The organism is Roseomonas sp. WA12 (assembly GCF_054165765.1).
The window spans coordinates 1,759,615-1,778,711 of record NZ_CM135108.1; the positions used below are offsets into that span (position 1 = coordinate 1,759,615).

Consider the following 19,097-nt stretch of genomic DNA (forward strand, 5'->3'; position numbering starts at 1 on the left):
GGTACGATGCGCTCAGGTCGCGTCGTTGCTGGCGGGCGCCTCGGCCTCAGGCATCGGCGCCTGGGTGGCCTCGGCCGCCTCGGCCTTCTTGCGGGCGCGGGTCGCGGCACCCTTACGGGCGGCCTCGCTGCGCGCGGACGGCGCGGCGCTCTTGCGGACGCCCGTGCTGCGCGTCGCGGCGGCCGTGCTGCGGGTCGCAGTGGTACGCGTGGAGGCGGCGGTGCGCTTGGCCGGGGCCTTGCGCGCCGTGGTCTTGGCCGCGGCGCCGCGCGTGGTCGTCTTCGCGGCGGTCGCGCGCTTCGGAGCAGCCTTGCGGGCAGTCGTCGCGCTCGTGCGCTTCGCGGCGGCAGTGGTGCGCTTGGCGGCCGGACGGCGGGCGGCGGTCGCGGACTTCGCGGCGGTCTTCGCGCCAGTGGCGCGCTTGGCGGGGGCCGCCTTGCGGGCCGGAGCCGCCTTCTTCGCTGCAGCTGTCTTGCGAGCGGGCGCGGCCTTGCGGGCCGGCGCAGCCTTGGTCGCGGCCGTCTTGCGAGCCGGGGCCTTGCGGGCCGTGCTGGCGCGAGACGTCGTGGTCGTCTTCTTTGCGGCCGCCGTCTTGCGCGCGGGCGCCGCCTTGCGGGCCGGGGCGGCCTTCTTCGCGGCAGGCTTCTTGGCGGCAGCGGCCTTCGTGGTCTTCGCGGCCGGCTTCGCACGGCCGGCGGTGCTCGCCTTGCGCGTGCCGGCGGTGCGGCGGGTCGTGCTCATGGCCATAGCGGCCGCGCGGGGGGTGCTCTCGTCGCTCACGTGCTGGATCTCCTGATGGTTCATGCCGATTAGGTCGCGTCTGGGCCAGTGGGGCCCGTCGACGCGCCCGACGGTCTTGCGGGGGGCGTCACAGGGCCTCTGCTCTCGCAGCGCGCAGGGAGAAGCGGCCGTGCCACATCGTGGCCTGTCCAGTGCTCCCGAAGGGGTCCGTCTCCGAAGCCCACATCGCTCTCTTTCAAAGCGGTTCGTGGAACCCAAGAACCGTCCTTCCGCGTTGCGTGCGCCGATCACCTCGCCCTGCTCTTGCCGCGTCGCCGTCATGCCGGGTGCATCGGAACTGCACAGGGTGCTTGACAGCATCGAACGCGAATCGCGCGGGTCGGTTCATGCGCCTCTCACGCTATCTGCACGCGCATCCGGCTTGTCAACGAAAAGACTTCATGCATGCGCAGATTTTCGCGTGCATCCGACGATGCACGACGTGCGTTGCGTCGCACCGCGCAGGAGCATGGGCGAGAGTGATGCGCCGTGACGGATGCGCTGCTGCTCGCATCCGTCACGGGGCGCGCCGTCAGCCGCGCTGCGCCATCGGCGGTACCGCCCGCTGCGTGGCGCCGGTGTACTGCGAGAGTGGGCGGATGAGGCGGTTGTCGGCGGCCTGCTCGATGACATGCGCCGACCAGCCGGTGATGCGGGAAGCGACGAAGATCGGGGTGAAGAGCGGGATGTCGAAGCCCATCAGGTGGTAGGCGGGGCCTGCCGGGAAATCGAGGTTCGGGTGGATGTTCTTCTTCGCCAGCATCTCGGCCGCGAGCAGGCGGGACATCTCCATCCAGCGGCGGTCGCCCACCACATCGGCCATGCGCTCGGCATATTTGGTCATCGTCGGCACGCGGCTGTCGCCGTTCTTGTAGACGCGGTGGCCGAAGCCCATGACCAGGGCGCGGTGATCGAAGCGGGACTGCAGCCATTCCACCGCACCGGCCGGATCGCCGATCTCGGTTAACATATGCATCACGGCCTCGTTGGCGCCGCCATGAAGCGGCCCCTTCAGCGCCGCAATGCCGCCCACCACCGCCCCATGCAGATCCGCGCCGGTCGAGGTGATGGTGCGGGCGGTGAAGGTGGAGGCGTTGAAGCCGTGCTCTGCGTAGAGGGTGAGAGAGACGTCGAAAGCCTTCACGACCTCGGGCTGCGGTACCTTCCCGAAGACTAGATGGAAGAAGTTCTCGGCGAAGGTGAGCGAGGAGTCGGGCGCGATCGCGTCCTGCCCCTTGGAGGCGCGGTGGGCAGCGGCGATGGCAGTCGGGATCTTCGCGAGCAGGCGCATGGCCTTGCGGCGGGTGGCGGGCTCGCCCGTATCCGCGGCCTCAGGGTCCTCCATGCCGAGGAAGGAGACGGCGGTGCGGATCGCGTCCATCGGGTGTGCGTCGCGCGGAAAGGCGCGGATCACCTCGAGAAGGGCGGGCGTCAGGGCACGTTCACCGGACTCCTCGCGGCGGAATTCGGCGAGCTGGGCAGCGTTGGGAAGCTCGCCATTCCAGAGGAGATACGCGACCTCCTCGAAGCTGCAATTCTCGGCCAAGTCCTGCACGGGGTAGCCGCGATAGGTCAGGCTGTTCGTCTCCGGCATCACTTTGGAGACGGCCGAGACGTCGGCGATGACGCCGACAAGACCCTTGCGGATGTCGGGCTGGGTTTCGCTCAAGGGGTATTCCTCCGTTGCTTGTCGCGGGAAAGGACGGGCCCGCAGGCCCTGCCCATGCGCGCCGCCGGCATCGCCGGCGACGCATCGTGCGATCAGAAGATGCCCGGCTTGCCCTGGGCCAGCTTGCCCTCGGGCAGGCGCACGGTGAGCTGGTCCAGCTCGCCCGCCTTGAGGGAGGCGAGGTTTTCGGCCGCCTGGATGAAGCGGTCGGCCTCGGCGGCGTCGATGATGCCGTCGGTCAGGATGCGGAACTTGCGGATGTAATCGGCGCGGCCGAAGGGCTTGGCACCCAGCGGATGGGCGTTGGCGACGGCCAGCTCATCCACCAGTACGGTGCCGTCCTTCATGGTGATCTCCACACGCCCGCCAAAAGCAAGCTCGTTCGGGTCGCGCGAGTGGTAGCGCCGCGTCCACTCCGGGTCCTCCCGCGTCTCCATCTTGTGCCAGAGGCGGACGGTCTCGGGACGGGCGGCGCGCTCGGGGGCGTAGCTGTCCACGTGGTGCCAGCGGCCGTCCTGCAGCGCGACGGTGAAGATGTACATGATGGAGTGGTCCAGCGTCTCGCGGCTAGCGGTGGGGTCCATCTTCTGAGGGTCGTTGGCGCCGGTGCCGATCACGTAATGGGTGTGGTGGGAGGTGTGCAGAAGGATCTTCTCCACCTGTTCCAGGTCCTTGATCCTCTCCCGCATGCGGAAGGCAAGGTCGATCAGCGCCTGGGACTGGTACTCGGCCGAGTGCTCCTTCGTGTAGCTGTCGAGGATTGCGCGCTTGCCCTCTCCGGCACCCGGCAACGGCACCTCGTAATAGGTGGGCTCGTACACATCGCCCTGATAGCGCTGCGTGCGGCCAGCCAGCACCCAGGCGATGACGGAGTCCTCACCCTCATAGATCGGGCTCGGCGCGCCCTCGCCGCGCATCGCGCGGTCCACCGCCTCGACGGCCAGCTTGCCGGCATGGGCCGGGGCGAAGGCCTTCCAGGAGGAGATCTCGCCCTTGCGGCTCTGGCGGAAGGTCACGCTCACATGCAGTGCTTGCTGCACGGCCTGGAAGATCGTGGCCTGGTCCAGGCCCAGCAACGTCCCGATGCCGGCCGCCGCGGCGGGGCAGAGATGGGCAATATGGTCCACCTTGTGCTCATGCAGGCAGATGGCGCGCACCAGGTCGATATGGATCTCGTAGCCGGTGGCAAGGCCGCGTAGCAGCTCCGCGCCCGACTTCCCCATGGTCTGCGCCACCGCAAGGATCGGCGGGATGTTGTCACCGGGGTGGGAGTAGTCGGCGGCCAGGAACGTGTCGTGCATGTCCAGCTCGCGCACCGCGGTGCCGTTCGCCCAGGCCGCCCATTCCGGCGAGTAGCGCTGCGCGGGGTCCAGCCCGAACACCGTCGCCCCGCCCTGGCGCGCATGGCCGAGCGCCATCTGGCGGGCCGAAGTCGGGGCGGAGCGGTTGATGGCGGCAATGGCGACGGCGGCGTTGTCGATCACGCGGTTGATGATCATGGCCGCCGTGTCCTCGGGCACCGCGACGGAGTCTGCGGCGACGCCCGCGATCTTCCAGGCGAGCTGGTCCTCGCGCTTCAGCAGCGCTTTGGACGGATAGACCTTCACGGGATGCATCTGCACCGGCGTTTCCTCCTCTGATTCGTGCGCGGCGGTTCTGCACCGGGGATGGGGCATCGTCCAATCTGGGCCCATCGTCGACCCGCCGCGCGGCAGGTGGCGGGCATCACATCACGGAAGGCTTCCCCCTGCGAAGCCCGCCCGGCCTTGCAGCGGGATACCCGCGGCCTCCGATCTGCCCTAACCTCTCCGGCGTTGCAGCAAGCCGGGAATTCCGCATGAGCCAGCCCTTCGACCGCGTGATCCTCGGCGACCTGGTCCTACCCGACCGCGTGCTGGAGGGCGGCTATGTCGCCGTGCGCGGAGAGGCGATCGCCGCCATCGGCCAGGGCGCGCCGCCTCCTGCCACGGCCACGGAGGATCACTCGGGCAATCTTGTCTTCCCGGGGCTGGTGGACGGGCACATGCATACCGCCAGCGCGATCGGCTGGCCGGGGATTGAGGGCGCGACGATGTCGGCGGCGGCCGGCGGGGTCACCACCTGCGTGGACATGCCCTACGACATCCCGGTGCCGGTGACGGACGCCACCATCCTGCGGGACAAGGTGGAGTGGCTGCACCGGCTGGCCCATGTGGATGTCGCGCTCTACGGCACCATCAAGAAGGATGGCGGCGTGGATGCAATCGCGGGGCTAGCCGAGGCCGGAGCCTGCTCCTTCAAGTTCTCCACCTATGAGTATGACGCTGTCCGCTTCCCGCGCATCGAGCCGGGGCTGATGCGGGATGCCTTCGCCGAGATCGCGAAGACCAACCTCATGGTCGCCGTCCATAACGAGGACCAGGAGCTGGTGATGAAGCTGACGGCGGAGGCCAAGGCCGCCGGGCACACCGATCCCATCTGGCATTGCCGCACCCGCCCGCCGTTGGCCGAGAACCTGGCAAACCTCGCCATCTTCGAGATCGGGCTGGAGACGGGGGCGCATGTGCACATCGCCCATTCGTCGCTGGCCCGCGGCTTCGAGATCGCCGAGGACTTCCGCGGCCACGGCGCCCGCACCTCCGGCGAGGCCTGCCTTCACTACTTCTGCATGACCGAGGAGGACATCATCCGCCTCGAGGGCTTCGGCAAGTGCAACCCGCCCTTCCGCACTGCGGACGAAGTGGAGCGTATGTGGGCCAGCCTGCTCGCCGGAAAGGTGGCCTATATCTCCACCGACCATGCGCCCTGGCAGCGAGACCGCAAGATCTACAAGGGCGACATTTTCGCCCTCGGCGCGGGACTGACGGGCATGCAGAGCTTCGCGCCCGTCATGTTCACCCTGCTGGAGGAACGCGGCTTGCCGCCCACTCTCATGGCGAAGTACTGCGCGGCCGAGCCCGCCCGCTACCACGGGCTGGACCCGAAGAAGGGCCGCATCGCCATCGGAGGCGATGCCGACCTGATGGTGATGGAACGCGGCGAGTTCACCTTCGACGAATCGAAGATCCTGGACCGGCCGGAATTCCAGCACTCCGCTTATCAGGGCCGGGCGTTGCGCGGCCGCGTCGCCGCCACCTATCTCCGCGGCCAGAAGATCTGGGACGGTGCGGCGGTGCTGGCCAGCCCCGGCCAGGGGCGCTTCGTACCGCGCCAGCACGGGCGTCCGGTGGCACTGGCATGAGGCGCCGCCGCCCGCCTTCCCCCGAGCTGCTGATCGGGCTGGTGATCCTGCTCGGCTTCACGCTGTTCGTCGCCTTCTACCTGGGCTTCGGCGGCTTCGGCATGGCGCACTTCCTGGCGGGGATGATCATCGCGGTGGTGGGCGGCGCGGCAGCTTTCATCAGGACGCGCCGATGAACCGGCCGTTGATCATCGCCGTGCTCTCGGCCTTGCTGGGGTTCGGGTTCTGGACCTGGCTGACAGGCCCGGGAACCTCCGTCCCGAATGCGCTGCTCGCCCTGGTCTGCGCTGTCCTGTTCGGCCGCGCTGGCTGGTGGCTGGCCGCCTTTGGCGAGCCTAGGGAGCATGACGAGATCGAGTCCGATGCACCCCTGCCGGCGCCCTCCCAGCGCCGCTCCGCACCGCCAGCGGTCGCGGAGTCCTGGCGCAAGCCGGACGAGCGCGCATGACACCGGCGCGTGGCGGCTCCCCTGCCCTCATCCCATTCCTCGGCGGCATCGTGCTTGGCGCGCTGCTTGCCGGGGCATGGTTCCTGAATGAGGGTCAGCCAGCCGAGACAACGACAGGCGGCGTCATCCCCCGCCCGGCCGTCTGCTTCACGCCGGGCGACGACTGCACGGGGACGATCGTCTCCACCATCGGCGCCGCGCGGCGGGAGGTGCTGTTGCAGGCCTATTCCTTCACCTCCCCTCCGATCGCCCAGGCGCTGGAGGCGGCCGCGAGGCGCGGCGTGCGGGTGCGGATCATCGTGGACGACAGTCAGCTGACCGAGCGCTACTCCCAGGCGGATGAGGCGGCGCGGGCAGGGCTCGAGGTCTGGGTCGATGATCCCACGGGGATCGCGCACAACAAGGTTATCGTGATCGACGGCGAAGCGGTGATCACCGGCTCCTTCAACTTCAGCCGCTCTGCCCAGGAGCGGAACGCCGAAAACCTGCTGGTGCTGCGTGACCGGTCGCTGGCCGCGCGCTACGCGGAGAACTGGGAGCGCCGCCGCGCGGTGAGCGAGCCCTATCACGAGGCGGCGCGCCCGCCCGCGGCGAATGACAACGAGAACGAGCGCGACCGGCGCAAGCGCTCGAGTGCCCGCTACGGGCTGTTCTGATCCGCTCACATATATAGTGTGCGCGCCGCACCTGATGAGGACGCACCGCATGCCCCGCCGCCTGACCGTCGCCGCCGCCCAGCTCGGCCCCATCCAGAAGGCCGAGGGCCGCGACGTGGCGGTCGGCCGCATGGTGCGCTTGATGGAGAGGGCGCATCAGCGCGGCGTAGAGGTTGTGGTCTTCCCCGAACTCGCACTGACCACCTTCTTCCCGCGCTGGTACGAGGAGGACCGGGCTGCCGCCGACAACTGGTTCGAGACGGCGCTCCCCTCGAACGAGACGGCCCCGCTCTTTGAGGCGGCGCGCAAGTACAAGATCGCCTTCCATCTCGGCTATGCCGAGAAGACGCCCGAGGGCCGGCACTTCAACACGGCGGTCTTCGTCGATCCCTCAGGCGAGATCGTGCTCAAATACCGCAAGGTCCACCTGCCCGGGCACGCGGAGTACGACCCGCGCCGTAAGGTGCAGCACCTGGAGAAGCGCTACTTCGAGGTGGGCGACCTCGGCTTTCCTGTCGTGCGCGCGCCCGTCGGCAGCGCGGGGCCGGTGAATGTCGGCATGCTTATCTGCAACGACCGCCGCTGGCCGGAAGCCTGGCGTGTGCTCGGGTTGCAGAGCGTCGAGCTGGTCATGTGCGGCTACAACACGCCCAGTCTGAACCAGGACAACCGCGGCTTTGAGGCGCACCACCTCCGCGTCGCGCACTCGCACCTCTCCATCCAGGCCGGTTGCTACCAGAACGCCACCTTCGGCGTCGGTACCGCCAAGGCAGGGAACGAGGACAACCACGAGCTGTTCGGCCATTCGATCATCGTGAACCCGCAGGGCGAGATCATGGCTCAGGCCACCTCCTGGGATGACGAGCTGATCACCGCCGATTGCGACCTCGACATGTGCCGCCTGGGCCGCGAGACGATCTTCAACTTCGCCGCCCATCGCCGGGTGGAAGCCTATGGCCGGATTACCGAGCAGACAGGTGCGGAAGCACCGCCGGAGTGGCGCCCTGCCGGGCGCTGATGCGTCACCGTTCGGCCATCCCAACTTTCGACGAGGCCGGCGCGTTGATGGAGCGGAGGTAACCTCATGCACCGCACCGCCCTCGTTCTCGCCTTTCTCACAGCTCCCCTGGCGGCCGTTGCCGTCCTCCCTTCCGCCCCGGCCCATGCCCAGAACGCGGCGCAGGCCGAAGCCGCCCGCCAGGTCGAGCGGGACCAGCAGCAGGACCGCATCACGGACGCTGCGCGCGACCTGGAGTCGGGCGGCCCCGGCGGCACGCGCGCCCTTGTGGACGACCTGAACCGCCAGCGCTCGGGCCTGCCGACGGACCGCACCGACACGCGCTCCACAAGCCCAATTGCCCCGGCCGAGACGGCGATCCCCCTGCTCAGCGACAACCCGCAGCGCTGACGCGCCCTTCGGCCGCCATCAACCCGCCCTAGCGGCGACACCGGAGGCAGCTTCCCTCCCCACTGCACCCGATGCCGGCTCCCCGCACCGGGTTCACCTCATCACAGTGCTCCCCGGAGCCGCCCAGGAGGACATCATGCGCCGAACCGCCCCGCTCTCCGCAATCCTCGCGCTCCTTGCGCCCATGGTCGCCCTCAGCGCCGCTCCGGCGCGCGCGCAGGACCTGAACCAGTTGCTGGACGGCGCCATCCGCCAGTTCGGCGGTGGCAATGCCGAGGACCAGCGCCGCCGCGCAGAGGAGGAGGACCGCCGCCGCCGCGACGAGGCCCGCCGCGACCGCGAGGACGAGGAGCGCCGCGCCGACGATCGCGGCCGCCGCCGCTCCGACGACGAGCGCCTGGATGGCGAGCGCCGGCGCGAGGCCTGGGAGCGCGACCGCGCCCGCCGCGAGAGCCGGGGCGGCGATGACCGTGGCCGTTACGAGCGCGATCGCCAGCTTGCTGAGCGCGAGCGGCAGCTGGAGGAGCAGCAGCGCCGCATCGCCGAGGAGCGCCGTCGCCTGGACCAGGAACGTCGGCGCTGAGCCGCAACCCATGTAGCGGCATCGCGTTCCTCGCGGCAGGAGACCATCACATGATAACCCGCGCCGTTGCCGTGCTCGCCCTCACCGGCCTCGCTCTTCTGCCGCCCATGCAGGCGCGCGCAGAGGATGGGTTGTTCGGCAACCTCCTCTCCCGCTTCAACCGCGCGGAAGAGCCGAAGCGGACCGAGAACGTCGAGGTGAGGGATCGCGAGCGCGAGACGCGCAATCTTCGCCGCGAGTACTGGGAGCGCGAACGCGCGCGGATCGCCGGGGCCGGTCTTTCGCGCGACGTTTCCAGCCAGTCCGTCGCCACGCGCTGAAGCCCTGCCGCAGGGATGGAAGGCCCGGCCGGGAACGGCCGGGCCTTCGCCGTTTTAGGCAACGGCGAGTAGCGCCTGGGCCGCCACGGCCGCGCAAGGCTCGATTACCGGAACCCCGATCTCGGCCTCCAGGAAGGCGCGGTGTCCTGCCATACCCGTGCAGCCCAGCACCACGGCTCCGCTCCCCGCCTCCACCAGTTGCCTCCCGGCCGCGACCAGTGCGGCCCGGGGCGCGGCCGGGTCTGTCAGCGCCGACATTGGCAGGTTGAGCGCGACGGTCCCGGAAAGCCGGGCCTCCACACCCATGGCCAGCAGCACCCGCCGTTGCCGGGCCTTGCTGGCCTCCACAAAGGCGATCACCCCGAAGCGATCAGCCCGCGCCAGAGCCGAAAGGACAGCGGCGCGGAAGGGGGCGAGAATCGGGCGGTCCGTCACCTCCCGAACCGCTTCCACCCCAGGGTCGGACACGCAGGCCACCACATAGGCATCTGCAGCCTCCGCCTGCACCGCGGCACAGAGCGGAAGGGCGACCGAGTACCAGTCCCGCCAACTGGCGATCGCGGGAGGCCCGCCCTCAAGGCGAATGGTGTCGAACCGGGCTTGGCCAGGCCGCGAGAACGGCGCCACGGCGGCAGCGATCCCAGCGGTGCAGGCAAGGTCGCGGTTTGGATTGATGACGAGGATGCGGCGTTCCATCCGGGAATGGTGATGGCGCAACCCTGCCCGGACAAGCCTTCGCCGCTTGCCGCAGCGGGGGCAAGGCCCCATATTGCATTGCAACAAAACGCGATGGGACACGTTCACAACCCGTCCCCGGGAGGACTCGATCATGGCAACGCAGCAAGGCGCGCCCGAGGCAAATGCCCCGGCCGTGACGACTTGGCGGCCCACGACTGGCGCTGCCCCGCTCACGGCTGACGCGGTCGCGCCCGCCTCGCTCTGGACGATGATCCGGCGAGGCGCTTCCAACCGCTGCCCCGTCTGTGGCCAGGGACGTGTCTTCTCGGGCTTCCTTCGCGTCGTTGAGGAATGTGAGGTCTGCCACGCGCCGCTCGGACGGCTCCGTGCGGACGATGCGCCCCCCTACATCGTCATCTTTCTTGCCGGCCATGTCCTGTTCCCGCCCGTCTTCTGGGTCGAGAAGGCCTATGAGCCGCCGATGTGGCTGCACATGGCCGTGTGGCTGCCCCTCTTCGCCGTGGTCTGTACCCTCCTTCTTCGGCCCGTGAAGGGCGGAGTGGTCGGCTGGATGATGCGCCTCGGCTTCGCCGATCACGACCGCCCGCAGGATGAGCAGCCGGTGCCGGGCCCCTCGCGGGATGCCTGACGCCGTGCAGGACCTCGAGCGTGAGGCTGGGATCGCCAGGGAGGCATCGTGCGACATCGTGCGCATCGCCCTGCCCGATCACCCACCCCTGCACCTCCCGCATGCGGAAGCGGACCGGCAGCAGGCTGTTGCGGACCTGCTCGCCAGCAATTGCTTCGCGCCGGAGGGCCTGCCGCCTGGCCCCTATGCCCTGCACCTCTGCCTGCGCGACGGGCGCCTGGTCTTTGACGTCCGCGATGCCGAGGACGCGCCGCTGCACGCCTACGCGCTGGCGCTCGGCCCGTTCCGGCGGCTGATCAAGGACTACAACATGGTCATCGAGGGCCATGAGCAGGCAGTGGTCGAGGGTGCTGCGGATGCGCGCATCCAGGCGATCGACATGGGCCGGCGCGGGCTGCACAACGAGGCCGCCGAATTGCTACGGGAACGCCTGCAAGGCCGCGTCGCGCTGGACCTGGAGACCGCGCGCCGTCTGTTCACCCTCGTCTGCGCCCTTCACCATCGGATCTGACATCGCCCCATGAAGATCGCCGGCAAGCCCTTCCGTAGCGTCTGGCTCGACGCCGACGGTCACTCCATCCGCATCTTCGACCAGACCCGCCTGCCTTGGGCGGTGGAGGAACTGGTTCTCTCCGACGAGGATGCGGTGGCGCATGCCATCCGCTCCATGCAGGTCCGCGGCGCGCCGCTGATCGGTGCCGTCGGCGCCTATGGCTTGGCCATGGCACTGCGCCGCGATCCTTCGATCGAGAACCTCGAGCGCATGGCGGCAATGCTGAACGAGACGCGGCCGACTGCGGTGAACCTGAAATGGGCGCTGGACCGCATCTGCGCCGCCGTTCGCAACCACCCGCCGGAGCGGCGCGCCGACGCGGCCTATGCCGAGGCCGCTGCCATCTGCGACGACGACGTGGAGACCAACCGTCGTATCGGTGAGCACGGGCTGGAGCTGCTGCGCGACATCGCCGCTCGCAAGCCGCCCGGCGAGCCCGTTCGGGTACTGACGCATTGTAATGCCGGCTGGATCGCCACCGTGGATTTCGGCACGGCCCTTTCGCCCATTTACCAGGCGCATGACTCCGGCCTGGATGTCCATGTCTGGGTGGATGAGACGCGTCCGCGCAACCAGGGCGCGGCGCTGACGGCATGGGAGCTGGGTGCGCACGGCGTGCCGCATACGCTGGTGGCCGACAATGCCGGCGGGCATCTGATGCAGCGCGGGATGGTGGACATCGTGCTGGTGGGCACGGACCGCGTCACCCGGCAGGGGGACGTGGCCAACAAGATTGGCACCTACCTCAAGGCGCTTGCCGCGAAGGACAACAACGTCCCTTTCTGGGTGGCCCTCCCTCACTCCACCCTGGACATGAAGGTGCGCGACGGGCTGTCTGAGATCCCGATCGAGGAGCGCTCCGGCACCGAGGTGACGGACGCCACTGGCCGTCTTCCGGATGGGAGCGTGGTGACGGTGCGGGTGGCCGCCGAGGGCACATCGGCTGCAAATCCGGCGTTCGACGTGACGCCGGCGCGCCTCGTCACAGGGCTAATCACCGAGCGGGGCCGTTGCGAGGCGAGTGAGTCTGGGCTGGCCGCACTTTACCCCGAGAAGGCCTAGGTCAGGCCAGGCTGGAAGCGACCGGGCCTGGTTTCAGGCCCGGCCCTTCCGGTCAGGCATTGAAGGAGCGGACGCTGCGAGGCGAGAAGGCGCGCCGTTCCAGCAGCGCAAGGCCAGCCACGATAGCGGCGCCGGAAAGCGCGGCGCCGGATCCGGCATAGGCCGGCAGTACCTCGCCTTGTCCGTTGCCGAGCACCATGGCGACGATGGTGAGGATCAGGACGAGGCCCGAAGCGATGAGGGCGAGGGCGATGCGGTCCATGGAGAGTTCTCCGACTCGCCGGCAGTGGCGAGACATGCGCATGGAGCGCCCGGCTCAGGGCAATGGCGCGACGCAATCATGGCAGGATCTTGGCATTGCGCCCCTCTCCCCAGGCAGCCTTCCTGCATGCCATGGTGCCGCAACGCCGAATCCCGCTGAGGTCCCCTCCATGCGCCGCCTTCTCCTCGCCGCCTGCCTGGCCGCCATCCCGGCTGCCCTCACGCCCGCCTTCGCCCAGGGCACTGCGGCCGGCGGCCCGCCGCTACGCACGGCCGTGGACGGCACCTTCGCCCCCCACGCCTTCCCCCGGATGGAAGGCGGCGTGCAGGGCTTCAACGTGGACCTGTTCCGCGAAGTGGCGCGTCGCATGGGCCGCGAGATCACGATCGACAGCGCTTCCTTTTCCGGCCTTGTCCCTGCGTTGAATGCCGGGCGCTACGATTTCCTGGCGGCCCCGGTGACGGTGACCCGAGAGCGGGCGGAGGGGATGCTGTTCGCGGAGGGTTATCTCTACACTGAGTTCCAGTTCGGCATCCGCCGCGGCAATGCCCCGATCCGCAGCCTGGACGATATCCGTGGCAAGGTGATCGCGGTGAACAAGGGCAGCGCCTATGACGCCTGGGCGCAGGCGAATGCCGAACGCCTCGGCTTCACCTTCCAGGCCTACGACTCCAACCCCGACGCCGTGCAGGCCGTGATCTCCAACCGCGCCTATGCGGTGCTCGCGGGGAACACCGTGGTGAAGTATGCCGCCAGCCAGCAGCGCAATCTCGTGCCGGACTTCGCCATCCGGGAGACCCGCGCGCACTGGGCCGCCCCCTTTCGCCGCGACAATGCCGAGCTGCGGAATCAGGTTGAGAACGTGCTGGAATGCATGAAGCGGGACGGCTTCGTTGCCCAGCTCTCCGAGAAGTGGTTCGGCACCAAGCCCGCGGCTGACGACGCCGAGAACACCGTGTTCCCCGGCTACGGCGTGCCCGGCCTGCCCGGCTACGACCCCACCCCGCACGAACCGCGCTGCAACTAGCAGCACCGGCACATGGGGGGATTGGACGGGTTCGCCTTCACCTTCCTCAATGCGAGGGTGATGGCGGAATGGCTGCCGAAGATCGTGCAAGGCTTCGGCCTCACGCTCGCTCTTGCGGTGCTCATCATCACGGCGGGGCTGGCGCTCGGCCTCGGCCTCGCCGTTCTGCGCGCCTTCGGGATACGCGTGCTGAACTGGGGCATCATCTTCGTGGTGGACCTGTTCCGCGCGCTGCCGCCGCTGGTCATCATCGTTCTTCTGTATTTCGGCCTGCCAGGGATGGGCATCTCCCTCTCCGGCTTCTGGGCCACCTGGCTATCCCTCACCCTCGTCCTCGCCGCCTTCGCGGAAGAGATCTTCTGGGCCGGCATCACCGCCACGCCCAAGGGTCAATGGGATGCCGGCAAGGCACTCGGGCTGCGGTTCCTTGCCATCCTGTTCCGCATCATCCTTCCACAGGCCGTGCGGATGGTGGTGCCGCCGCTGACCAATCGCACCATCGCCATCACCAAGGGCACCGCGCTCGCCTCCGTCGTCGGCGTCGCGGAGATCCTCGGCTCGGCGCAATCGGCCATGGCCTTCTCCGGCAATCCCTCGCCCCTAACGCTCGGCGCCATCGCCTACGCGCTGCTGTTCCTGCCCGTGGTCGGCGCCGGGCGCTGGATCGAGCGCCGCGTCGCCATCCCCGGCCGCTGAAGGGGGATCCCGTGCTCGAGGACTTCGTCGACTCCTTCCTGAACCTGGACATCATTCGCCAGGCCATGCCGATCCTCTGGCGCGGCCTGGGGCAGACCTTGCTGCTGGCCGCCGTCGTGGTGCCGCTCGGACTGGCTCATGGCACGGCGATCGCGCTCCTCTCCCGCGCGCGGAACCGCTGGATTCGTTGGCCGCTCGCCGCCTGGACCGACACCTTCCGAGCACTGCCGCCACTGGTGCTGCTGATCTTCCTCTATGCCGGCCTGCCGTTCCTTGGCGTCGATCTCGGCCCCTGGGGCGCGGTGGCGCTGGCTTTCTTCCTCAACACGGGCAGTTACTACGGGGAGGTCCTCCGCGCGGGGCTCGACAGCGTGCCGCCCGGACAGATGGAGGCCGCACGCGCCTTGGGCCTGCGCACCACGCCTGCGATGTGGCTGGTCGTCATCCCGCAGGCGGTGCGCAACGTGTTGCCGGACCTTGTCTCCAACACGCTGGAGGTGGTGAAGCTCACCTCCATCGCCTCGGTCGTGGCCGTGCCAGAGCTGCTGTTCCAGGCCCGGCAGGCGCAGAGCGTGACCTACAACGCTTCGCCGATCGTGGCCGCGGCCCTGGCCTATTTCCTCATCCTCTGGCCCGTGGTGCGGCTGCTTTCGCGGCTCGAGAACCGCGCGGTGGCGGGGCGGGGCTGAACCCGGCCATCCGCGCCTGCCCGGTCGGGCACATCTCCAGCAGCACGCAGCGCCCGCAGGCCGGGGATTGGAAGTGGCACACCCGCTGGCCGTGCAGCATGAGCACCTCGTGGTGATCATAGACCGTCTGTGCGTCCCACTCTGCCGGTAGCATCGCCTCCATCACCTGATGCGAGGGACCGACCGAGACGCTCGCCGGGATGATCCCCAGCCGTTGCGCCACCCGGTGGTGGTGGCTGTCCACCGGCAGCGCCCGTGCCCGCAGAGAGGAGAAGGACAGCACCGCCGCACTCGTCTTTGGTCCTACCCCGGGCAACGACTCCAGCCAGTCCCGCGCCTCCCGCACCGGCATGGCGGCGAGGTGGTCCAGCGACATCGACCCGACCCTCTCGGTGACCAGCCGGAGGATGCGCTGCAGCGCCGGCGCCTTCGCCTCCGGCCAGGTGCAGGAGGCGATCGCGTCCTGCACGGCCTCGACCGGCGCGTCCCGCACCGCCTCCCAGTCCGAGAACCGCTCCTTCAAGGTCCGGAAGGCCCGCGCGCTGTCCGCGTTGCGCGTGCGGTGCGAGAGCAGAGAGGAGACCAGCTCCTCCATCGGCTCATGAGCATGAAAATAGGCGATCGGGCAGCCATAGACGGGGCAGAGCCGCGAATGCGCCTCCAATAGCCGCTCCCGCGGCGTCCCGGCGATGGAATTGACGTCCGGCATCCGGTCCTCGGCAGGCATACCCTCCCGCAACGCGCGCGTGGCCGTCACGCTGCACGGAACAAGCCGCGCACCTTCTGCCGCGGCGCGCGACGGCGATCATGCTCGGCAGTCTGTTCCACGCATCACGCTTCGCGGCGCGCGCAGCGCGACATCAGCCACCGCGCCCGCATCGCTTGACGCGGCGCCGCCGCGATGGCCTCTCCTCGTCCGGAAGCGAAGCCCTTCAGGGCGGACCAGGACAAGGAACGAATGATGCGCAAGCCCGGCCCGATGAGGCGCGCCCTGATGGGAGCGGCGCTTGCCCTCTCCCTCGTCCCCATGCCCCTCCTCGCCCAGGAGAGCTGGCCCACCCGCCCGATCCGGGTGATCGTTCCCTTCGCGGCCGGCGGCACGACGGACCTGATCGGGCGTCTGGTCGGCGGCGAGATGTCCCGCCGCCTCGGCCAGCCGCTGGTCATCGACAATCGCGCCGGTGCCGGCGGCAACATCGGCGCCGATGCCTGCGCCAAGGCGGCGCCGGACGGGTACACGATCTGCATGGGCACGATCAGCAGCCACGCGATCAACCCATCGATCTACCCCAAGATCCCCTTCGACAACCTGCGCGACTTCGCGCCGCTCGCGCTTCTGGGCAGCCAGCCGAACATGCTGGTCGTCGCCAACAACATCCCTGCCCGGAACCTGCAGGAACTGGTGGCGCTGATGAAGGCGCGGCCGGGCCAGATCAACTACGGCTCGTCGGGCGTCGGCACCTCGATCCACCTGGCGGGCGAGCTGTTCACCCAGCTGACGGGCACCGACGCCGTGCATGTGCCCTATCGCAGCAGCGGGCAGATCATGACGGACATGCTGGCCGGCACCTTGCCGATGGCCTTCGACAACTTCTCCTCGGGCTGGCCGCATGCGCGGGAAGGCCGCGTCCGCGCCATCGGCGTTGGTAGCCTGCAGCGTATCCCGCAGGCACCGGACGTTCCCACGCTCGCGGAGAGCCTGCCCGGCTTTGAGAGCGTGTCCTGGCACGGCCTTTTCGCCCCCGCCGCCACGCCTCGCCCGGTGGTGGAGCGGCTGAACCGCGAAGCGCTGGCCGCCCTCGCCACCCCCGAGGTGCGCGCCCGTTACGAGGAGCTGGGGATCACCGCGGGTACCTTCACGCCTGACCAGTTCCGCGACTTCGTGGCGGACCAGACCCGGCGCTGGGGCGAGGTCGCCCGCCGCGCGAATATCCGGGTGGAGTGAGAACATAGCGCCGGCGCCCGGGATACGCCCGGGCCCGGCGCCATGACCGTCAGCGCTGCCGCCAGGGCAGGCCGCTGGCTTTCCATCCGGCCACCTGGCCGCGGTGACCATCCTCGTCCACCGGCCCCTCGAAACCGTCCGCGACATTCGCCGCGTGCGGGAAGCCGGCGGCCTGGGCCGCCTGGGCGGCCGCGAGGGACCTTGCGCCGGACCGGCAGAGAAAGTGCAGCTTGCTCAGCGGCGTTGCCCCTGCACGCCGCAGATGCTCGATGAAGGCACCGTTCACGCCCATGGAGGGGTAGAGCTGCCAGGGGATCAGCACCGGCTGCTTGCCGGTCGCAGAAAGGTCGGGGATCCCGACGAAATTCCACTCCGCATCAGTGCGGACATCCACCAGCATGGTGTCCGGATCGCTCCGCAAGGCCTCGTAGCTGTCTCTGGGGGAGATGTCCTCGACCGGCATGGGGCGTCCTTCCTGCAGTGATCGGGCAGATTGGGTGCGCTGCAGTCAGGTGCCAAGGGCCGGGCAGGACATCGGTGCCGATAGATTGAGGTTTGTCCTACCCGTGATGGCGCAACCCTTGCTAGGACCCGGGCAGGATCACGGCGCCGTGCGCCGGAGGGTACCAGCCCCGATGGGGCGTGGCGGAAAGGCAGGATCGGGCATGACCGGGTACGAGAGGCCCTTCGTGGAGATCGACGAGGTCTCCATGCGGTACGGGGGCGCGGAAGGCACGCTGGCCCTGCGTAACACCTCCATGCGGATCGCCAGAGGCGAGTTCGTGGCGGTGGTCGGCCCGTCTGGTTGCGGGAAGTCGACGCTCATGCGCTTGGTGACGGGTCTGTGGCCCTGCTCGGCCGGCAGTGTCATCGTGGCCGGGCACGAGGTGGATGGCCCGCTCTCCATCGCCGGCATGGCCTTCCAGGCGCCCACCATGCTGCCCTGGCGCACGATCCTTCAGAACGTCATGCTGCCGCTCGAGGTGGTGGAGCCGCATCGTCGGCGCCTGCGCGCCGAGCGCGCCATGTATGAGGACAAGGCCCGCAAGCTGCTGGAGCTGGTCGGCCTAAAAGGCTTCGAGGACAAGACCCCGCACCAGCTATCCGGCGGGATGCAGCAGCGGGCGAGCCTCTGCCGCGCCCTCATCCATGACCCCCAGTTGCTGATGCTGGACGAGCCTTTCGGCGCATTGGACGTCTTCACGCGTGAGGATCTGTGGGTGGAGCTGCAGGGGGTGTGCAACATCCTCAAGCCCACCGTGATTCTGGTGACGCATGACCTGAAGGAGGCCGTGTTCCTGGCTGACCGCGTGATGATCATGTCGGCCCGCCCCGGCCGCATCATCGCGCAGCGCAGCGTGCCCTTTCCCCGCCCCCGTACCCTGGACCTGACCTACACCCCGCCCTTCCAGGAGCTCGTCCACGATCTGCGCGAGCACATCAGCGCCGCCCGCCGCGGCGAGGAGGTGGCGATGCCTGGCGCCGGAGAGGAAGCCCCCCATGCCGCTTGATGACCGCACCGCCCCTCTCGAGCCCGCCACCGCCCCCACCGCGGCCCAGCGCCGGATCGAGTCTATGGCCGCCGCGGCCCGCCGCCGGCGCCGGCTGCAGACCGCGTTGCCCTGGCTGATCATCATCGGCACCTTCCTCCTGTGGGAGGTAGCCTGCCGCGCCTTCGCCATCCCGCAATTCATCCTCCCCGCGCCTTCGGCGATTGCCGAAAGCATGGTGAAGTGGTGGCTGCCCCTGCTGACGAACTCCTGGCAGACGCTGATGACAACGCTGATCGGCTTCGCGCTGGCCATCGTGTTCGGCCTGCTGCTGGGCGTGGCGATCGGCTCCTCCACCCTGCTCTATCACGGGCTCTACCCGTTGCTGATCGCCTTCAACTCGGTGCCCAAGGTGGCGGTGGTGCCGATCCTGGTGATCTGGTTCGGCATCGGCACGATCCCCGCCATTATCACCGCCTTCCTGATCTCCTTTTTTCCCATCGTGGTGAATGTGGCGACAGGCATCGCAACGGTGGAGCCGGAGCTGCGCGACGTGCTGCGCGCGCTGGGTGCCAAGCCATCTGACATCATCCGCAAGGTTGGGCTGCCCAGGGCGATGCCCTACTTCTTTGCTTCGCTGAAGATCGCCATCACGGTCGCCTTCGTCGGCTCCATCATTGCGGAAACGGTCGCGGCCAATGAGGGCATCGGCCATCTGATGATGCTGGCCTCCTCGCGCTTCGACGTGCCGCTGGTCTTTGCCGGGCTGATCATCACCGGCGTGATGGGCGTGATCATGTATGTCGTGGCCGTCGCTATCGAGAACCGGACCACCGGCTGGGCGATGCGCGGGCAGGATCAGGGCCAGGTCACCGTCGCCGGCGTCTGAGCCGCGGGCAAGCCCGGCCCCGGTACTCGCCGCGCCGGGTTCCCGGCCGAAAACCCCCGTGATACGCCTTGGG

At 69.0% G+C, this 19,097-nt stretch carries 24 protein-coding genes; 17 read left to right on the top strand and 7 right to left on the bottom strand.

Features of this window, described 5'->3' with window-relative positions; all coding sequences use genetic code 11:
• Nucleotides 1-12 precede the first annotated feature (12 nt).
• The 3 genes from ACVBD7_RS08335 to ACVBD7_RS08345 form a co-directional block, all read right to left on the bottom strand.
• Nucleotides 13-780, bottom strand: a complete 768-nt coding sequence (locus ACVBD7_RS08335) for a hypothetical protein (RefSeq protein ID WP_458097014.1) — start codon at nt 778-780, stop codon at nt 13-15.
• Between the two features lie 532 nt (nt 781-1,312).
• A complete protein-coding gene (locus ACVBD7_RS08340) occupies nt 1,313-2,449 on the bottom strand; it encodes a bifunctional 2-methylcitrate synthase/citrate synthase (protein WP_458097015.1) in 1,137 nt (378 codons plus the stop codon).
• Between the two features lie 92 nt (nt 2,450-2,541).
• Nucleotides 2,542-4,071, bottom strand: a complete 1,530-nt coding sequence (locus tag ACVBD7_RS08345; protein WP_458097016.1) for an MmgE/PrpD family protein — start codon at nt 4,069-4,071, stop codon at nt 2,542-2,544.
• Between the two features lie 215 nt (nt 4,072-4,286).
• Between ACVBD7_RS08345 and ACVBD7_RS08350 the strand changes: the two genes are divergently transcribed.
• From ACVBD7_RS08350 to ACVBD7_RS08385, 8 genes are all read left to right on the top strand, one after another.
• A complete protein-coding gene (locus tag ACVBD7_RS08350) occupies nt 4,287-5,669 on the top strand; it encodes a dihydroorotase (protein WP_458097017.1) in 1,383 nt (460 codons plus the stop codon).
• Nucleotides 5,666-5,845 (top strand): hypothetical protein, encoded by a 180-nt coding sequence (locus tag ACVBD7_RS08355; RefSeq protein ID WP_458097018.1) that lies wholly within the window; start codon nt 5,666-5,668, stop codon nt 5,843-5,845. Before ACVBD7_RS08350 ends, ACVBD7_RS08355 begins: the two co-directional genes overlap by 4 nt.
• Entirely contained in the window at nt 5,842-6,117 is a 276-nt protein-coding gene (locus ACVBD7_RS08360; RefSeq protein ID WP_458097019.1) for a hypothetical protein, read from the top strand. Before ACVBD7_RS08355 ends, ACVBD7_RS08360 begins: the two co-directional genes overlap by 4 nt.
• Nucleotides 6,114-6,773 carry a phospholipase D family nuclease gene (locus tag ACVBD7_RS08365; RefSeq protein ID WP_458097020.1) on the top strand — a complete coding sequence of 220 codons (660 nt, stop codon included), beginning with the start codon at nt 6,114-6,116 and terminating at the stop codon, nt 6,771-6,773. The genes ACVBD7_RS08360 and ACVBD7_RS08365 overlap by 4 nt, the downstream gene beginning before the upstream one ends.
• 49 nt (nt 6,774-6,822) lie before the next feature.
• Complete coding sequence (locus tag ACVBD7_RS08370; RefSeq protein WP_458097021.1) at nt 6,823-7,791, top strand: N-carbamoyl-D-amino-acid hydrolase; 969 nt, start codon at nt 6,823-6,825, stop codon at nt 7,789-7,791.
• Nucleotides 7,792-7,857: 66 nt separating this feature from the next.
• Nucleotides 7,858-8,181 (top strand): hypothetical protein, encoded by a 324-nt coding sequence (locus ACVBD7_RS08375; RefSeq protein ID WP_458097022.1) that lies wholly within the window; start codon nt 7,858-7,860, stop codon nt 8,179-8,181.
• A 136-nt stretch (nt 8,182-8,317) separates the two neighbouring features.
• Nucleotides 8,318-8,764: a hypothetical protein gene (locus ACVBD7_RS08380; protein WP_458097023.1), complete on the top strand. Its 447-nt coding sequence runs from the start codon at nt 8,318-8,320 to the stop codon at nt 8,762-8,764.
• A gap of 50 nt (nt 8,765-8,814) precedes the next feature.
• Nucleotides 8,815-9,084, top strand: coding sequence for a hypothetical protein (locus tag ACVBD7_RS08385; RefSeq protein WP_458097024.1), 270 nt, complete (start codon nt 8,815-8,817; stop codon nt 9,082-9,084).
• A gap of 54 nt (nt 9,085-9,138) precedes the next feature.
• On the opposite strand, the gene ACVBD7_RS08390 is transcribed toward ACVBD7_RS08385, so the two are convergent.
• Nucleotides 9,139-9,780 (bottom strand): aspartate/glutamate racemase family protein, encoded by a 642-nt coding sequence (locus tag ACVBD7_RS08390; RefSeq protein WP_458097025.1) that lies wholly within the window; start codon nt 9,778-9,780, stop codon nt 9,139-9,141.
• Between the two features lie 133 nt (nt 9,781-9,913).
• Here ACVBD7_RS08390 and ACVBD7_RS08395 point away from each other — a divergent pair, with 133 nt between their 5' ends.
• From ACVBD7_RS08395 to mtnA, 3 genes are read left to right on the top strand one after another with little or no spacing between them, the layout of a single operon-like run.
• Complete coding sequence (locus tag ACVBD7_RS08395; RefSeq protein ID WP_458097026.1) at nt 9,914-10,411, top strand: DUF983 domain-containing protein; 498 nt, start codon at nt 9,914-9,916, stop codon at nt 10,409-10,411.
• Complete coding sequence (locus ACVBD7_RS08400) at nt 10,404-10,922, top strand: UPF0262 family protein (protein ID WP_458097027.1); 519 nt, start codon at nt 10,404-10,406, stop codon at nt 10,920-10,922. Before ACVBD7_RS08395 ends, ACVBD7_RS08400 begins: the two co-directional genes overlap by 8 nt.
• Before the next feature lie 9 nt (nt 10,923-10,931).
• The gene (gene mtnA, locus ACVBD7_RS08405) at nt 10,932-12,026 is read left to right on the top strand and encodes an S-methyl-5-thioribose-1-phosphate isomerase (RefSeq protein ID WP_458097028.1); all 1,095 of its coding nucleotides are present in this window, start codon (nt 10,932-10,934) and stop codon (nt 12,024-12,026) included.
• A 52-nt stretch (nt 12,027-12,078) separates the two neighbouring features.
• Here the strand turns inward: mtnA and ACVBD7_RS08410 are convergent, their stop codons facing one another.
• Entirely contained in the window at nt 12,079-12,288 is a 210-nt protein-coding gene (locus ACVBD7_RS08410; RefSeq protein ID WP_458097029.1) for a hypothetical protein, read from the bottom strand.
• Between the two features lie 169 nt (nt 12,289-12,457).
• Between ACVBD7_RS08410 and ACVBD7_RS08415 the strand changes: the two genes are divergently transcribed.
• From ACVBD7_RS08415 to ACVBD7_RS08425, 3 genes are read left to right on the top strand one after another with little or no spacing between them, the layout of a single operon-like run.
• Nucleotides 12,458-13,315, top strand: coding sequence for a transporter substrate-binding domain-containing protein (locus tag ACVBD7_RS08415; protein WP_458097030.1), 858 nt, complete (start codon nt 12,458-12,460; stop codon nt 13,313-13,315).
• A gap of 12 nt (nt 13,316-13,327) precedes the next feature.
• Nucleotides 13,328-14,011: an amino acid ABC transporter permease gene (locus ACVBD7_RS08420; RefSeq protein WP_458097031.1), complete on the top strand. Its 684-nt coding sequence runs from the start codon at nt 13,328-13,330 to the stop codon at nt 14,009-14,011.
• Between the two features lie 11 nt (nt 14,012-14,022).
• Nucleotides 14,023-14,700 carry an amino acid ABC transporter permease gene (locus tag ACVBD7_RS08425; RefSeq protein WP_458097032.1) on the top strand — a complete coding sequence of 226 codons (678 nt, stop codon included), beginning with the start codon at nt 14,023-14,025 and terminating at the stop codon, nt 14,698-14,700.
• On the opposite strand, the gene ACVBD7_RS08430 is transcribed toward ACVBD7_RS08425, so the two are convergent.
• Entirely contained in the window at nt 14,633-15,457 is an 825-nt protein-coding gene (locus ACVBD7_RS08430; RefSeq protein WP_458097033.1) for an endonuclease III domain-containing protein, read from the bottom strand. The two genes, ACVBD7_RS08425 and ACVBD7_RS08430, sit on opposite strands and share 68 nt — an antisense overlap.
• A gap of 201 nt (nt 15,458-15,658) precedes the next feature.
• On the opposite strand from ACVBD7_RS08430, the gene ACVBD7_RS08435 reads away from it, so the two are divergent.
• Nucleotides 15,659-16,645, top strand: a complete 987-nt coding sequence (locus ACVBD7_RS08435) for a Bug family tripartite tricarboxylate transporter substrate binding protein (protein ID WP_458097034.1) — start codon at nt 15,659-15,661, stop codon at nt 16,643-16,645.
• Nucleotides 16,646-16,694: 49 nt separating this feature from the next.
• Here the strand turns inward: ACVBD7_RS08435 and ACVBD7_RS08440 are convergent, their stop codons facing one another.
• Nucleotides 16,695-17,108: a rhodanese-like domain-containing protein gene (locus tag ACVBD7_RS08440; RefSeq protein WP_458097035.1), complete on the bottom strand. Its 414-nt coding sequence runs from the start codon at nt 17,106-17,108 to the stop codon at nt 16,695-16,697.
• 202 nt (nt 17,109-17,310) lie between these two features.
• Between ACVBD7_RS08440 and ACVBD7_RS08445 the strand changes: the two genes are divergently transcribed.
• On the top strand, nt 17,311-18,156 hold the full coding sequence (locus ACVBD7_RS08445; RefSeq protein WP_458097036.1) for an ABC transporter ATP-binding protein: 846 nt from the start codon (nt 17,311-17,313) through the stop codon (nt 18,154-18,156).
• Nucleotides 18,146-19,024 carry an ABC transporter permease gene (locus tag ACVBD7_RS08450; RefSeq protein WP_458097037.1) on the top strand — a complete coding sequence of 293 codons (879 nt, stop codon included), beginning with the start codon at nt 18,146-18,148 and terminating at the stop codon, nt 19,022-19,024. The genes ACVBD7_RS08445 and ACVBD7_RS08450 overlap by 11 nt, the downstream gene beginning before the upstream one ends.
• Nucleotides 19,025-19,097 lie beyond the last annotated feature (73 nt).

Bases quoted from the DNA above. Each gene is read 5' to 3' on its own strand.
- ACVBD7_RS08350 (WP_458097017.1), top strand. From the start codon at position 4,287: ATGAGCCAGCCCTTCGACCGCGTGATCCTCGGCGACCTGGTCCTACCC.
- ACVBD7_RS08355 (WP_458097018.1), top strand. From the start codon at position 5,666: ATGAGGCGCCGCCGCCCGCCTTCCCCCGAGCTGCTGATCGGGCTGGTG.
- ACVBD7_RS08360 (WP_458097019.1), top strand. From the start codon at position 5,842: ATGAACCGGCCGTTGATCATCGCCGTGCTCTCGGCCTTGCTGGGGTTC.
- ACVBD7_RS08365 (WP_458097020.1), top strand. From the start codon at position 6,114: ATGACACCGGCGCGTGGCGGCTCCCCTGCCCTCATCCCATTCCTCGGC.
- ACVBD7_RS08370 (WP_458097021.1), top strand. From the start codon at position 6,823: ATGCCCCGCCGCCTGACCGTCGCCGCCGCCCAGCTCGGCCCCATCCAG.
- ACVBD7_RS08375 (WP_458097022.1), top strand. From the start codon at position 7,858: ATGCACCGCACCGCCCTCGTTCTCGCCTTTCTCACAGCTCCCCTGGCG.
- ACVBD7_RS08380 (WP_458097023.1), top strand. From the start codon at position 8,318: ATGCGCCGAACCGCCCCGCTCTCCGCAATCCTCGCGCTCCTTGCGCCC.
- ACVBD7_RS08385 (WP_458097024.1), top strand. From the start codon at position 8,815: ATGATAACCCGCGCCGTTGCCGTGCTCGCCCTCACCGGCCTCGCTCTT.
- ACVBD7_RS08390 (WP_458097025.1), bottom strand. From the start codon at position 9,780: ATGGAACGCCGCATCCTCGTCATCAATCCAAACCGCGACCTTGCCTGC.
- ACVBD7_RS08395 (WP_458097026.1), top strand. From the start codon at position 9,914: ATGGCAACGCAGCAAGGCGCGCCCGAGGCAAATGCCCCGGCCGTGACG.
- ACVBD7_RS08400 (WP_458097027.1), top strand. From the start codon at position 10,404: ATGCCTGACGCCGTGCAGGACCTCGAGCGTGAGGCTGGGATCGCCAGG.
- mtnA (WP_458097028.1), top strand. From the start codon at position 10,932: ATGAAGATCGCCGGCAAGCCCTTCCGTAGCGTCTGGCTCGACGCCGAC.
- ACVBD7_RS08410 (WP_458097029.1), bottom strand. From the start codon at position 12,288: ATGGACCGCATCGCCCTCGCCCTCATCGCTTCGGGCCTCGTCCTGATC.
- ACVBD7_RS08415 (WP_458097030.1), top strand. From the start codon at position 12,458: ATGCGCCGCCTTCTCCTCGCCGCCTGCCTGGCCGCCATCCCGGCTGCC.
- ACVBD7_RS08420 (WP_458097031.1), top strand. From the start codon at position 13,328: ATGGGGGGATTGGACGGGTTCGCCTTCACCTTCCTCAATGCGAGGGTG.
- ACVBD7_RS08435 (WP_458097034.1), top strand. From the start codon at position 15,659: ATGATGCGCAAGCCCGGCCCGATGAGGCGCGCCCTGATGGGAGCGGCG.
- ACVBD7_RS08440 (WP_458097035.1), bottom strand. From the start codon at position 17,108: ATGCCGGTCGAGGACATCTCCCCCAGAGACAGCTACGAGGCCTTGCGG.
- ACVBD7_RS08445 (WP_458097036.1), top strand. From the start codon at position 17,311: ATGACCGGGTACGAGAGGCCCTTCGTGGAGATCGACGAGGTCTCCATG.
- ACVBD7_RS08450 (WP_458097037.1), top strand. From the start codon at position 18,146: ATGCCGCTTGATGACCGCACCGCCCCTCTCGAGCCCGCCACCGCCCCC.